Consider the following 14,146-nt stretch of genomic DNA (forward strand, 5'->3'; position numbering starts at 1 on the left):
TAAACCGTTTCCGAACATGTTTAAAACGAAATGGAAGCGGGAATTATGTGTGTAACAACAAGACTTACAAAAGGATGGGGCATGTTTGGGAGACAATCCACGCATGCCCCATCCTATTTCTTTTTTATTCTTACTTAAAAGTATCGGTAAAAGATTGAAAGACCTGCTTAACAGCAGCAGTAACCGTTTTATTCCCTGACATCACTTGATTTTCGAGTATTGGGAGAAGACTCTTGACGGTTTCATTTTTATAAAACATCGTTTTAAGCTGGTGATCCATCAATGAATAAAGCCATTCCTTAGATTGCATTCTTCTCCGTTCTTGAAAAACACCTGATTCCTTGGTCATATCGGAAAATTCATTCAATACATCCCAAAGCTCAGGAATTCCTTTACCGGTTATGGCGGAACAAGTATATGCCTTTCCTGCCCATCCCTTTGTTGCTGGCTGAAGGAAGTGCAAGATTCTACTATATTCGGACTTAGTTCGATTGGCCAGCGGAATGTTCTCTCCATCGGCTTTATTGACCACAATTCCATCCACAAGTTCCAGAATCCCTTTTTTCATCCCTTGTAATTCATCTCCGGCACCTGTAAGGACAAGGAGCATGAAGAAGTCTACCATACTTCGAACTATAGCCTCACTCTGACCGACCCCTACAGTTTCTATCAGTATCACATCAAATCCTGCAGCCTCACAAAGCAACATCGTTTCCCTCGTTTTGCGGTGAACTCCTCCCAGAGTGCCTTCCGATGGTGAGGGTCTTATGAAGGCATGGGGGTTTTTTGCCAGCTCCTCCATCCTTGTCTTATCGCCTAGTATACTTCCGCCATTGATCGAAGAGCTTGGATCGACGGCTAAAACAGCAACCTTATGGCCCCTGTCACATAAGTAGGTTCCGAACGTCTCGATGAAGGTACTTTTTCCGGCACCGGGCACTCCAGAAATCCCGATGCGAATCGAGTTCCCTGTATGAGGAAGGATGGCATGCAATAATTCCTGTGCATGATCTAAGTGTTGGGATGCATTGCTTTCAACCAATGTAATCCCTTTAGCTAGCTTGGCCCTGTCCCCTTTCATGATTCCCTCTTTAAGTTCATGGACCGGTATGTTTACATTATGTTTTTTGACGAATTTGCTTTTAGAAGGTTTGTTATGGTTTGCTGCTAATTCCACACCTGGCTTTAATGAAGAAGCAAAACCTTCCTGATTGTTAAGATCGACCCATTCGGGCTTCTTGTCTTCACTCATTATTGGGCCACTTCCTCATATCCGAGGCGATTGTATATTTCCTGAAGCACTTTCTTTGCTGCCTGTGGAATGACCGTACCAGGTCCAAAAATGGCTGTAGCGCCATTTTCCATTAGGTAATCATAATCCTGTGCAGGGATGACGCCGCCTACGATCACTATAATGTCCTCACGGCCCAAGTTCTTCAGTTCCGTCATTAGCTGCGGCAACAATGTTTTATGACCGGCAGCAAGCGAACTCATTCCGACTACATGCACATCATTTTCCACGGCCTGGATGGCGGTTTCCTTCGGTGTTTGGAATAATGGACCGATATCGACATCATAGCCTAAATCCGCAAACCCCGTTCCTACTACTTTAGCTCCACGATCATGACCGTCCTGACCCATTTTAGCCATTAACAAACGCGGTCTTCTTCCTTCATTTTCAAGGAACTCTTCCGTCATGCGGACGACTTCCTCAATTTCCGCTTCTTTTGAGTATGCGGAGCTATATACGCCGCTGATAGAACGGATCGTTGCTTTGTGACGTCCAGCCACCTCTTCGATCGCATCGGAGATTTCACCTAATGAAGCCCGTACTCTTGCAGCTTGCACAGCCAGTTCAAGAAGGTTACCTTCGCCAGTTTTGGCAGCCATGGATAGCGCTTGAAGAGCTTCATCCACCATTGCCTGATCACGTTTCGCTTTTAATTCGCTCAAACGCTTAAGCTGACTTTCGCGAACTGCTGTATTATCAATCTCCAGTATTTCAATCGGATCTTCTTTTTTCAAACGATATTTATTGACGCCAACGATCGTTTCATCTTGAGAATCGATTTTAGCCTGACGCTTTGCAGCCGCTTCCTCGATCCTCATTTTTGGAAGGCCAGTTTCAATTGCCTTCGCCATTCCTCCAAGACCTTCGATTTCTTCTATGTGAGCCCAAGCCCGATCGATCAATTCATTTGTAAGCGATTCTACATAGTATGAACCCGCCCATGGATCGATTACTTTCGTGATCCCGGTTTCCTCCTGCAGATATAGCTGTGTGTTACGTGCAATGCGTGCCGAGAAATCCGTTGGCAGGGCAATGGCCTCATCCAATGCGTTCGTATGCAGGGACTGTGTATGCCCAAGGGCAGCCGCATGCGCTTCAATAAGGGTCCTTGCGACATTGTTAAACGGATCCTGTTCGGAGAGGCTCCAGCCGGAGGTTTGGGAATGAGTCCTCAATGCCATCGCTTTATTATTTTTCGGTTCGAACTGTTTCATCAGTTTTGACCAAATGAAACGAGCCGCCCTCATTTTCGCCACTTCCATGAAATAGTTCATTCCTACAGCCCAGAAGAATGACAGGCGAGGTGCAAATTTATCGATATCAATACCTGCTTTCATTCCGGTACGTGCATACTCAAGCCCATCCGCCAACGTATAGGCAAGTTCGATATCAGCCGGCGCCCCCGCTTCTTGCAGATGATAACCGGAGATGGAAATGGAATTGAACTTGGGCATATATTTGGATGTATACTCGAATATATCAGCTATGATTTTCATGGACATTTCAGGTGGGTAGATATACGTATTCCGAACCATGTATTCCTTTAAGATGTCATTTTGAATCGTGCCTGATAGCTTATCCTGTGTTACGCCCTGTTCTTCAGCTGTAACGATATAGAATGCAAGGATGGGTAATACAGCACCGTTCATCGTCATTGACACGGACATCTGATCAAGCGGAATGCCGTCGAACAAGATTTTCATGTCAAGAATGGAATCAATGGCAACTCCCGCCTTCCCCACATCACCTACAACGCGTGGATGATCGGAGTCATAACCGCGGTGTGTAGCTAAATCAAAGGCAACTGAGAGCCCTTTTTGCCCCATCGCCAGGTTACGTCTGTAAAATGCATTGGATTCCTCAGCAGTCGAAAAACCTGCATACTGACGTACCGTCCAAGGACGATTGACATACATCGAAGGATAGGGCCCTCTTGTAAAAGGAGCGATGCCTGGCACACTTTCCATATGCTCCAAGTCACGATTATCTTCCTCAATATAAAGCGGTTTGATTTTTATTTGTTCATTGGTTTCAAACAGAAGATCCTCAATGTTTTTCCCAACTGCTTTTTCAGCTTCCTTTTTCCATGCTTCCACCGTACCTTTAATCTCAGACTTAGCAGGATTTATAGCAGAAAAATTCGGTTTTTTCATTTTAGTTCACCCCCAGCTTCTGCAATAATTCCAGTAAAATGGCTATTGCATTCGTTTTAACATGGATAAAATCTTGGACTCCGGCTTCACTTAGTGTAATCTCCAATTCTTCTTCCTGCTTGCCGGCACTATAAATAGTGATTTCAGGGAATTGCTTTTTAATTTCTTTAATGGTGATTGGCGCTAATTCCGAGTAGTCACCATCACTGCCGCAGACACAATAGATCGGGAGCCTGGTCGCAGCTACATAATCGACTGCTTCCTCAACCGTTTGACACCCCTTACTGCCGATTGTTTCAATACCACCTGCTGCAGCAAGACTTTTAACGAAATCTGCACGAGGTTTATAGGATTTGAGATTTTTCAAATTAATCAAACCAATAGTTGGGGCCGTTCCACTTATTTCTTTATACTTTTCACTGCGAAGTCTTATCTGTTCAAACTGAATGGATACCCGATTCCTAGCAAGTGGGGTAATGCCAACCGGCTTATCAACTTTCATATATGACACATGGTTATCCTGTGTCGGGGTTTTAATCTTATCAGCCGGATTCGGATATACATTCGTTCCGATGATACTTTCTTTTCTGAAAGCCGCATTTTGAACTCTTCCTTGGTAAACTTCAGCTATTTCTTTCTGAAGGGTGCCTTGTTTAATTAGCTCTAAAATCCCTCCGGCTGCATCGATTTCAAGGAATTTCGCCCAAGCCTTTTCAGCCAATTCATCCGTTAATTGCTCCACATACCATGAACCGCCAGCAGGATCGACCACTGATGTGATATTTGTTTCTTCTTTTAAAATCAAGTGAGTATTACGGGCAATTCTTTCTGAAAAATCATTGGTTTCACCACTTGCATGTGTAAATGAATGAATTTGAAGATATTGAATGCCTCCAATAGCTGCAGCGAAAGCTTGGTTTGTGGTCCGAAGAATATTTACATGCTGATCATATAGCGTTTCAGTCAATTCGGACGTAACGGCGTGAATGGCCATTTTAAAATAGTCCGGAGCTGTATCAAAGGCTTCAGCTAGACCGGCCCATAGCCTCCTGGCAGCCCGCAGTTTAGCGATGGACATGAAGTAATTGGAATCCACAGCAAAAGAGAAAACTATTTTTTTGGAAACCGAATCAATAGAAAGCCCTTGTTTTTGCCCTTCCAATAGATATTGGACGGCTGCCGACAATCCGTACGCTATTTCTTGTACAGCATTGGCTCCTCCATTATGATAGACTGCCGTATTAATCAAAATAGTCTTTAAATCCCTGCCTACCTTCTGATAACCTTGGATCGTCTTCAGCCAGTCCGCAAAATAGTTATCCGTATCTTCTGGCAGCTGACCGCAAATGAGCCATTCTGCAATGGGATCCTCAGCAATAACACCTGTCAATTGAGTATTTTGTGCTTCGGCAACAGCTTTGAATTGAGGGAATGATCCTTTTTGTTTCCCCTTAAGGTCCATGAAAACCGGGATTTCTTTTAATGGGATATCCTTAAACAATTTTTCAGCCCTTGCTCCCTCAGCAAGCAAACGTGCAGGGTATGCCACGACATTTTGACCGCGCTTGAATGTTGCCTTCATCTTTTCATTTGCTTCTTCTGCCGTGATACCGCTTACAGGTTGAACGGCAAGCCAAGGTTTTTCATGATAACCCGTTGGGAACGTTCCTCTGGTGAAAGGGAAGAATCCTGGCAATTCAGCCACTTTTTCCGTTGAATCCGCCTTTTCTGTATAGAGCGGATATAAAGTGATGTCCTCATATGTATTCGTTTTTAATTTTTCTACACTTTTCCCTTTTAAACTTGCTTCCGCAGCTTCTTTCCACTCTTCAAAAGAAGGCTTAGGAAAGGTTATGTTTTTTACATCTTTCAGTTCCATCTGTAATCGCTTTCTTATCTTCTGCCGCCTCATACGCCCTGTCCTTTCATTGGGAGAACGAACGCTCAGTCAGTTTTGGATAAGAAAACCACCCTCCCGTCAATTTGATCTGGATTATACTAACATTCTACCATAATTTTCTTGAAATTTAAGACAATAGAAATTAGTAAACCTGTTATTAGGGAAACCACTAGCCTATTTCGCCTCTTTAGAAATCAAGTACAGCCCCTGATCTGTATTAGAACAGTTCTTAATAAAATAATAGCAAAAATAAAATTTTTGTCGATGTTTTTCTATGTAAAAGTGAAGTACAAAACAAAAAGGAAGGACCTACCGGCCTTCCTTTTCTTCATTTTAGTATATGGAAGTGTTATCTTTGGAAATCTTTTCGATGATTTCTTTAACCCTCGCGAGGAATCGGCCGCATACCAGTCCGTCCAAAACACGATGATCAAGTGATAAACAGAGATTCACCATATCTCGTACTGCAATCATGTCATTTATGACAACTGGGCGTTTTACAATCGTTTCAACTTGTAAAATGGCCGCCTGTGGGTAATTGATGATTCCCATGGATTGGACAGAACCGAATGAACCGGTGTTATTAACAGTGAACGTACCACCTTGCATATCCTCTGCTTTTAACTTACCCGCTTTCACTTTGGATGCGAGTTCCTGTATCTCCCTTGCTATACCTTTGATTGATTTTTCATCTGCATTTTTAATGACCGGTACAAATAAGGCATCTTCAGTTGCAACGGCTATTGATATATTAATTTCTTTCTTTTGTATGATTTTTTCGCCTGCCCACATTGAATTGATCTCTGGAAATTCCGTAAGGGCTTGAGCAACCGCTTTTACGAAAAAGGCAAAGTACGTTAAATTATAGCCTTCTTTTTGTTTAAAGTCGGATTTTAGATTATCACGCAACTTCACCATATTGCTTGCGTCAACTTCCACCATCGTCCAGGCATGTGGGATTTCGTGCTTACTTTTCAACATATTGGACGCAATTGCCTTTCGGATACCGGTAACAGGTATTTCCTTATCACCAGCCGCAGTAGTCACGTTTGTTACTGGACTGGTTTGTCGATTAACTTGAGGAGCAATCTCTTCAGTAGCCGAGTTGGATATTGCGGAAGGCTCATCCGCCTTAGGAAGATTCCCTGATTCAACAAGTTTCAGTAAATCTTTACGGGTGATCCGTCCTTCATTCCCCGTCCCTTTAACTTTTGAAAGATCGATTCCATGCTCCTGGGAAAGTTTTAACACAGCTGGCGAATAGCGAGCTTTCCTTGATGGTTCGGCCGCTTGCTGCACATCTCTTGTAACAGGTGCATCAACATTTTCCTCACTACGAGAAACTTGCCCAGCATTTTCGTTATCCGTCTTTGCCGTTTCAACTTCAATCGAGCAAATGACTTCCCCGACTGCCAATGTTTGATTCTCATCCGCTTTCAATTCCTTGATGATGCCGGTGAAGGAAGAAGGAACCTCAGCATTTACTTTATCCGTCATCACTTCAGCTAGCGGGTCGTATTTCGTGACATGATCTCCAGGCTTTACAAGCCATTTACTGATGGTTCCCTCTGTGACACTTTCGCCTAGTTGAGGCATCTTCATTAATTCCATAGCCATTATTCGTTCCTCCTTCTTAACAGTCATTAATACTCGGCCAATTCCCTCATAGCTTTTTCCACCTTATCAGGATTCACCATAAAATGTTTTTCCATCGTAGGCGCATATGGCATGGCAGGTACATCAGGTCCGGCCAATCGTTTTACAGGGGCATCCAAATCAAAAAGGCAATGCTCGGCAATGATTGCCGCGACCTCACTCATGATGCTTCCTTCTTTATTATCTTCCGTAACCAGTAATACTTTCCCCGTTTTAGAAGCTGCTTCTATGATGGCATCCTTATCCAAAGGGTAGACGGTACGCAAGTCAAGAACATGTGCAGATATTCCATCTGCAGCTAATTTTTCTGCTGCCTGAAGGGCAAAATGCACACAAAGGCCATAGGAGATGACAGTAATGTCTTCCCCTTCCCTTTTCACATCCGCCTTACCGATTGGAAGTACATAATCTTCAGTGGGTACCTCACCCTTGATCAAACGGTATGCGCGTTTATGTTCAAAGAAAAGCACTGGGTCTTCATCGCGAATGGCAGCTTTAAGCAAACCCTTTACATCATACGGAGTGGAAGGCATCACAATTTTCAAGCCCGGCTGATTAGCAAAGATTGCTTCAACCGATTGTGAATGATAAAGAGCTCCATGAATCCCTCCTCCATATGGAGCACGGATTACCATAGGACAGCTCCAATCATTATTAGAACGGTATCTAATCTTGGCTGCCTCTGAAACTATTTGGTTAATGGCAGGCATGATGAAATCGGCAAATTGCATCTCAGCTATCGGCCGAAGCCCATACATGGCTGCTCCAATTCCCACTCCTGCAATTGCAGATTCAGCGAGCGGGGTATCGATGACCCTGGCTTCACCGAATTGGTCGTATAAACCATTAGTGGCTTTAAAGACCCCACCTTTTTTTCCTACATCTTCTCCCAATACGAATACACGGGAATCTCGTTCCATCTCTTCCCTCATTGCCATTGTCACAGCATCTATATAAGAAATCACTGGCATTCTATTACCCCCTTACTTTTGTGCATACACATGATTCATAGCACTTTCAGCCTTCGGATATGGAGCATTTTCAGCATAATCGGTTGCTTCGTTGACTATCTTCATGACTTCATCATTCATTTGTTTCTCAAGGTCCTCACCCATGATTCCCACTTCTTTTAAATACGCTCCAAATGTCATTATGGAATCTTTCGTTTTGGCTTCGGCCACTTCGTCCGCTGTCCGGTAGCTTCGGTCATCATCATCACTTGAATGAGGTGTAAGCCTGTATGAAACGGTTTCTACTAGTGTAGGGCCTTCTCCCCTTCGTGCACGGTCAGCTGCTTCTTTCACCGCTGCATACACTGCCAATGGATCATTGCCATCCACCGTTATTCCAGGCATCCCATAGCCAATCGCCCTGTCGGAAACATTTTCACACGATAGCTGTTTCGAAATAGGAACGGAAATCGCATATTTATTATTTTCACACATAAAAATGACCGGTAGCTTATGCACACCTGCAAAGTTGGCCCCTTCATGAAAATCGCCCTGATTGGATGAACCTTCTCCAAACGTTACGAATGTTACCAAATCCTTACCTTCCATCTTCCCTGCAAGGGCAATTCCAACAGCATGAGGGACCTGTGTCGTTACAGGCGATGAACCAGTGACGATCCTATTTTTCTTTTGCCCAAAATGACCAGGCATTTGGCGCCCGCCGGAATTGGGATCTTCCTCTTTCGCGAAACCTGAAAGCATCAAGTCTTTTGCGGTCATTCCGAAGGTAAGCACCACACCTACATCCCGATAATATGGCAGTACATAATCCTTTTGCCGATCAAGCGCAAACGCTGCCCCAACCTGTGCAGCTTCTTGCCCCTGGCAGGAAATCACGAAGGGAATTTTCCCGGATCGGTTTAAAAGCCACATGCGCTCATCAATTCTGCGGGACAAAAGCATTGTCCGGTACATATCTAAAACCGTTTCCTCATTTAAGCCTAATTGTTCATGACGATTCTCTACCATCATAAAACCTCCTGACCTTATTCTTTATGAATGAATGGCACGTCCATCGACAGCAAGGGCTGCCTCTCCGATTGCTTCAGAAAGACTTGGGTGCGGATGAATTGTCTTGCCTATCTCCCAAGGTGTCGCATCAAGCACTTTTGCAAGTCCCGCTTCTGAAATCATATCCGTAACATGTGGCCCGATCATATGAACGCCCAGTATATCATCCGTTTTCTTATCGGCGATGATCTTGACAAAACCATCCGCTTCCCCGAAAACAAGGGCCTTACCAACTGCACGGAATGGGAATTTCCCTATTTTAAGGTCATAGCCTTCTTTATTTGCCTGTTCTTCCGTCAAACCGACACTTGCAGCTTCAGGGCTTGAATACACACATTTTGAAATGAGCGAATAATCCAGCCGTTCCGGTTTTTGGCCTGCTAAATGTTCAACGGCCGTAATACCTTCATGGGAGGCAACGTGAGCCAATTGCAGACCGCCGATACAATCACCGATCGCATAGATATGTGATTCCTTCGTTTGGAAGAAGTCATTGGTTTCAATAAAACCTTTTTCTTTCACAATTTCCGTATTTTCAAGGCCGATCCCTTCAACATTTGCTGATCTGCCTACGGAAACCAGCATTTTTTCAGCTGTGAATTCCTCTACCGAACCTTTGACTTCAGCAGAAATGTATACTGAAACATCCGTTTTCAGGGTTTCAGGCAATACCTTGGCACCTGTAACGAATTTGACTCCTTTTTTCGTTAGGAGACGAAGCATTTCACTGGAAATATCATCGTCCTCAGTCGGGATGATTCTATCTGCATATTCAAGTACTGTCACTTCCACGCCAAAATCATTAAGCATCGAAGCCCATTCAATACCGATAACTCCCCCGCCTACAATAATCATTGATTTTGGCAGGCTCTCTAGCTTTAGAGCTTCATCCGATGTAAGCACAAATTCCCCATCAATCGTCAAACCAGGCAGTGTCCTCGGACGTGAACCGGTGGCAATGATGACATTCTGAGGAATGAGCATTTCATTTTCACTGCCATTATTCATTTCCACGGAAATTGTTCCAGGCATCGGTGAAAATATAGATGGACCAAGTATACGTCCTAACCCTTCATAAACCGTTATCTTCCCTTGTTTCATCAAGTGCTGGACACCTTTATAGAGTTGATCGACCACTTTATTCTTTCTTTCCTGCACCTTAAGGAAATCTACCTTTACATCCCCGGTAACAACACCGAATTCCTCACTTTTCACTGCAGTCTGATAAACTTCCGCACTCCTTAAAAGTGCTTTTGAAGGGATACAGCCTTTATGTAGACACGTTCCGCCGAGCTTGCCTTTCTCCACGACAGCCGTTTTCAATCCTAATTGAGCAGCCCTTATCGCTGCCACATACCCGCCTGTTCCTCCGCCGAGGATAACGAGGTCAAATTCTTCAGCCAAAACCGCTCCTCCTCACAAATACATACTATTGTCACCATTTTTACTTGCCCTATGTTTATTACGTTATCCATGTTGAAAATTCCTGTGTTTATTAAAAAAAACACAGGAATCTATATCTTGTAAAACTACATTCATTTTCTTCCATTCAAGATATGTTTTTCATTTTGCAAGAATTGGCTCCTTGAATTCCTCATGCGAGCAATGCGCTCCTCTGCCATCCTATCCGCTGCTTTATAAGTTGGGATTTGATCACGTTTTGCAATCTCGATGACTCGTTCAATTGTATCATAAACCGTTTCCACTTTCTTAAGGGCTCTTTCCCGATTATACCCTAGAAGCTCATCGGCTACATTTATGACTCCACCTGCATTAATTACATAATCAGGTGCATATATAATACCTTTTTCATGAATTTGATCGCCATGAACAGGTTCCTTTAATTGATTATTGGCTGCACCTGCAATGACCTTCGCCCTGATTTGATTGATTGTATGATCATTAATGACCGCCCCTAACGCACATGGTGCATAGATATCACAGTCAACTCCATAAATTTCATCAGGATTCACTGCAGTCGCCCCAAAGGATTCAACCGCACGGGCCACGCTTTCTTTATTGATATCCGTAACGATCAGCTTGGCGCCTTCCTCATGAAGGTGACGGCATAAGTTATAAGAAACATTCCCGACGCCTTGGACTGCAATTACCTTGCCTTCTAAAGAATCAGTTCCGAATGCTTCTTTTGCAGCAGCCTTCATACCGCGATACACCCCATAAGCAGTTACTGGGGAAGGGTTACCCGAAGAACCGAATGCAGGGGAAATCCCAGTGACAAAATCCGTCTCCTCATGAATGAGATCCATATCCTCAACCGTTGTACCTACATCTTCAGCTGTTATATAACGCCCATTCAGCCCTTGGATATACCTTCCGAATGCACGGAACATTTCTTCATTTTTATCCTTACGCGGATCGCCGATGATGACGGTTTTCCCCCCGCCTAAATTCAAGCCGGCAGCTGCATTCTTATATGTCATACCTCTCGAAAGCCTTAATGCATCTTCAATGGCTTCTTCTTCAGATGCATACGTCCACATCCTTGTGCCTCCAAGCGCAGGCCCTAATGTTGTATCATGAATGGCAATAATCGCTTTCAAACCCGATTGTTTATCCTGACAGAATAGCAGTTGCTCGTAATCATACTTCTCAAGATATTTAAAAATTTCCATAAAGGAATCCTCCCTAGATGTTTTAATACATGTCAGATATGAGGACACTAAATTACTCCTCATTCTTACTTGTTCCTACGTTCATTTTAAATGAAATCCGCTACTCACATGATATTTTCCCCATGGGGAATGGTCCCTTGAAAAATCCATGCACTTTCTAAATATGCAAATAACATGCCAATAAAATACATTATGAGAGCCTTTTTATCCAAAAAAAGGAGATGCTGGTTAATATGTTGGGCAACTATAGCCTATAACAAATTCAAAAAAATTTCATGTTAGAAGTGGAGTCTCGCTTAAATTAAAATAAATCAGAAAATTCCGTGCAGTTTTTTTCATAGCGTGCAATTGTTTGCGTGCAACAATTTTCACAGTTTTAGTTTTTCCATTTTGTAATATAGATTTCTAACTGAAATCCCTAGTGCTTTTGCCGTAAGTGTTTTATTTCCCTTGTGGGTATGGAACGCTTGCTGAATGATTTCGGCTTCATACTGGTCTATTATCTCCGAGAGCGGTTTCCCCGATACGTAGCCAGAAGGCTTCATTACTAATTTCTCCTGTTTTAAAGGAACCTCTTCGATAAAATCCGGAATATGATGTATATCAATGATGGTCTCGTTCAATTTCATGAAAATGATTGCCCGTCCTAAGATATTTTCCAGTTCCCTCACATTACCTGGCCAGTTGTATATTTGCATCTTATGTATAGCTGCTGCTGTAATTCCCTCTATGCTCCGTCCATACTCTTGATTGATTTTATTAATCAAATGCTCCGCCAATTCTCTCAAATCTTCTTTTCGCTTTCTTAGTGGAGCAATAAAAATAGGCATGCGGTTCAGCCTGAAATACAAGTCTTCCCTGAATGATCCGGTTGCGATGGCCTGTTCAAGATTGATATTCGTAGCGGCTATGACCCGGACATTGATGGGAATCGGCTTCGTCCCACCCACTCTGATGATTTCCTTTTCTTGTAAAACCCGAAGCAATTTAGCTTGGATGTTTGCTGGTAATTCTCCAATTTCGTCCAAAAAGATACTCCCTTGATTTGCCTCTTCAAAAAAACCGACCTTTCCGCCCCTGCTTGCCCCTGTAAAGGCTCCTTCATCATAACCGAACAGTTCACTTTCAAGTAATGATTCCGAGATGGCCGCACAATTTACACGTACGAATTTATTGAATTTCCTATCGCTCGCATTATGTATGGCGTGTGCAAATAACTCTTTGCCAGTCCCTGATTCCCCTCTTAATAAGACAGTAGCAGGTGTTTTTGCCGATAACTTCGCCTGTTCAATTGGAAGCTTCATCTCTTCGGAAGCCCCAATAATATCATCAAAGGAATATTTAGCCTGTAATGTACGAATAATCTGTCTTGCCCGATTCAGTTCATGTGTCAAGGCTTGAATTTCCGATACATCATGAATGACGCCAACGCTCCCTTTCAGGCACCCATCCACGATGATTGGGGCAACATTCACGATCACTTCCTTATGTTTTGGGCCGACACGCATATTGACACCCCGAACAGGCTTTTTAGTCTGAAGCACTTTCATATGCATACTTTCACCTTCGTAAATATCGATGGAAGCCGGCTTACCAATCACTTGGGTCTTTGTTAAGCCAGTGATTCTTGTATATGCCGGATTGATCAAAAGCCCCCTGCCTTGATCATCGACAACAGATATGGCTTCATCACTGGATTGAATGATGGCCTGGAGCATCGTCTGTATCTCTTTTAAATCAGTGATCTGCTCCGCCAATTGTACAGCCTCCGTTTTATTCCTAAACACGGAAAAAGCCCCTATGATTTCCTTATCGGCATTCACCAGAGGTATCCTTGTCGTTATGAGTTCCATCCCATTGCTAAGGGTGATTTCCTGATTTACTTCTTTTTGGTTCGTCTGCATCACTCGCAGCAATCCAGTTGAAGGGATGAAATCTTTGATATGTCTGCCTATCACATCCTCGCGCTTTGTGTCAGAGGCACGTTCCGCACTATCATTGAACATGATGATGAATCCTTCATGATCAATCACCACCATCCCTTCACTGGTCGTATTAAGGATCAAGTCCATTTTTGCCGAGGTATTCTCCAATTTACTAATTAAGCGATTTTTCTCTTCAAACAACTTAGCCATAATGAGGGCGACACTTCCAGGAATAAGAATCGTTTGTTCGCCCATGTCCCTTTTTATCTTATTATAGACAGACGAGTCACCGGTCGTATCAAAAATGATGTCCAAATCCCGCTCCAATCCCATGCTCCAATTGGTCACTGTAGGAATCTTTCGTTCCTTTGCAGCAAGCATCCCTTCAGCGGATTCATTCGTATCAGCCATACAAACAATGGAGAATACTTCACTTTCCGATAGGAGTTTCAACACTGTTGTCCCTCCCACTCCTCCCCCTACTATCATGACCTTTTGCATGAGCCATCCCCCTTAAAATATAATTACCCCTTTTAATTGATCATTCCCTGCAATTTTTTTCATACT

9 protein-coding genes are annotated in these 14,146 nt (G+C 43.3%); all 9 read right to left on the bottom strand.

All coding sequences use genetic code 11. From position 1 onward, the window contains the following. Positions 1-130: 130 nt before the first annotated feature. Positions 131-1,252: a methylmalonyl Co-A mutase-associated GTPase MeaB gene (gene meaB, locus NYE63_RS18715; protein WP_342602247.1), complete on the bottom strand. Its 1,122-nt coding sequence runs from the start codon at positions 1,250-1,252 to the stop codon at positions 131-133. Then, on the bottom strand, positions 1,252-3,444 hold the full coding sequence (scpA, locus tag NYE63_RS18720) for a methylmalonyl-CoA mutase (protein WP_342602248.1): 2,193 nt from the start codon (positions 3,442-3,444) through the stop codon (positions 1,252-1,254). Before scpA ends, meaB begins: the two co-directional genes overlap by 1 nt. Before the next feature lies 1 nt (position 3,445). Then, positions 3,446-5,323, bottom strand: a complete 1,878-nt coding sequence (locus NYE63_RS18725; RefSeq protein WP_342602249.1) for a methylmalonyl-CoA mutase family protein — start codon at positions 5,321-5,323, stop codon at positions 3,446-3,448. A gap of 354 nt (positions 5,324-5,677) precedes the next feature. Beyond that, positions 5,678-6,961 (bottom strand): dihydrolipoamide acetyltransferase family protein, encoded by a 1,284-nt coding sequence (locus NYE63_RS18730; protein WP_342602250.1) that lies wholly within the window; start codon positions 6,959-6,961, stop codon positions 5,678-5,680. 26 nt (positions 6,962-6,987) lie between these two features. After that, a complete protein-coding gene (locus NYE63_RS18735; protein ID WP_063233107.1) occupies positions 6,988-7,971 on the bottom strand; it encodes an alpha-ketoacid dehydrogenase subunit beta in 984 nt (327 codons plus the stop codon). A 12-nt stretch (positions 7,972-7,983) separates the two neighbouring features. Continuing rightward, positions 7,984-8,979, bottom strand: coding sequence for a thiamine pyrophosphate-dependent dehydrogenase E1 component subunit alpha (locus tag NYE63_RS18740; RefSeq protein ID WP_342602251.1), 996 nt, complete (start codon positions 8,977-8,979; stop codon positions 7,984-7,986). Between the two features lie 24 nt (positions 8,980-9,003). Then, positions 9,004-10,425, bottom strand: a complete 1,422-nt coding sequence (gene lpdA, locus NYE63_RS18745) for a dihydrolipoyl dehydrogenase (RefSeq protein WP_342602252.1) — start codon at positions 10,423-10,425, stop codon at positions 9,004-9,006. Positions 10,426-10,556: 131 nt separating this feature from the next. Next, the gene (gene bcd / locus NYE63_RS18750; protein WP_063233104.1) at positions 10,557-11,654 is read right to left on the bottom strand and encodes a branched-chain amino acid dehydrogenase; all 1,098 of its coding nucleotides are present in this window, start codon (positions 11,652-11,654) and stop codon (positions 10,557-10,559) included. 368 nt (positions 11,655-12,022) lie between these two features. Further along, positions 12,023-14,080, bottom strand: a complete 2,058-nt coding sequence (locus NYE63_RS18755; RefSeq protein ID WP_342602253.1) for a sigma-54-dependent Fis family transcriptional regulator — start codon at positions 14,078-14,080, stop codon at positions 12,023-12,025. Between the last annotated feature and the right edge of the window lie 66 nt (positions 14,081-14,146).

This window comes from Peribacillus sp. FSL E2-0159, from assembly GCF_038643155.1.
GTDB classification, from domain to species: Bacteria; Bacillota; Bacilli; order Bacillales; family DSM-1321; genus Peribacillus; species Peribacillus simplex.